1 protein-coding gene is annotated in these 1315 nt (G+C 54.5%); it reads left to right on the forward strand.

The genetic code is table 11. The features are described from left to right. The first annotated feature begins 64 nt into the window (after nucleotides 1-64). Complete coding sequence (locus MLC70_RS18375) at nucleotides 65-1279, forward strand: IS256 family transposase (protein ID WP_248185981.1); 1215 nt, start codon at nucleotides 65-67, stop codon at nucleotides 1277-1279. The last annotated feature ends 36 nt before the right edge of the window (nucleotides 1280-1315 follow it).

Raw genomic sequence — 1315 nt, forward strand, 5'->3', positions numbered from 1 at the left:
CCAAATTGTGTAACTGCCCACGAGTGAGTAATCTTTTCAAAAGGATACCATCGTGGGTACACAAGTGGATCAAGAAAAACTCAAAGCCATGGCCGCAGAGCTGGCCAAAGATATCAAGTCCGAGAAAGACCTCGGAGCCCTCACCCAGCAACTCGTAAAACTCACCGTTGAAACCGCGCTCAATGCCGAACTGGATGAGCACCTCGGTTATGAGAAGCATGCCCCGGCTGGTCGTGGTACCGGCAACAGTCGTAACGGCTATTCTGCCAAACGTCTCAAAGGCCAGCATGGTGATGTGCCAATCGAGTCTCCCCGTGACCGGGAAGGCTCTTTCGAGCCCCAGTTCGTCCGTAAGGGGCAGTCCCGGCTGACCCAGATGGATGACCAGATCCTGGCCTTATACGCCAAGGGGTTGAGCACACGAGACATCGTGGACGCCTTCAAGGAAATGTACGACGCGGACATCTCGGCAACGCTGGTTTCCAAGGTGACGGAGCGTGTGATTGATCAGGTTCATGAGTGGCAAAACCGGCCTATTGATCCGATTTATCCCATTGTTTATCTGGACTGCATTGTTCTGAAAATTCGTCAGGACAAAAGGGTGATCAACAAGTCCCTATACCTGGCCTTGGGCATCAACATGGAAGGCCAGAAGGAGCTGCTGGGCCTGTGGCTTGCTGAGACCGAAGGCGCGAAGTTCTGGCTGTCAGTACTGACGGAATTGAAGAACCGTGGTCTGGAGGACATCCTGATCGCCTGTGTGGACGGTCTCAAAGGCTTCCCGGATGCCATTGCGGCGGAATACCCCCGGACCAAGGTCCAGCTCTGCATCGTGCACATGGTTCGTAACTCGCTGCGGTATGTGTCCTGGAAGGACTACAGGGCCGTCACGGCGGATCTGAAGCAAATCTACAGATCGGCCACCGAGCAAGAGGCCCGAACAGCGCTAGACGACTTTGCCGAGCGCTGGGACGGCCAATACCCGCAAATCGCCAGATCCTGGTACAACCATTGGGACAACCTGATCACGCTGTTCGATTACCCTCCAGCCATCCGGAAGGTGATCTACACCACCAATGCCATCGAGTCGCTGAACAGTGTTATTCGAAAGGCGACCAAACGCCGGAAGCTGTTCCCCAGTGATGATGCAGCACTGAAGGTGGCGTTCCTGGCGATCCAGCAAGCATCAAAGAAATGGACCATGCCGATCAGGGATTGGAAGCCTGCGCTGAATCGCTTTATTATCGAATTCGGTGACCGCCTGGACGGCCACCTGTAATGGGGTGGGCAGTTACACAGATTTATTTACAGGCTC

Source organism: Marinobacter goseongensis, assembly GCF_023156235.1.
Lineage (GTDB): Bacteria > Pseudomonadota > Gammaproteobacteria > Pseudomonadales > Oleiphilaceae > Marinobacter > Marinobacter goseongensis.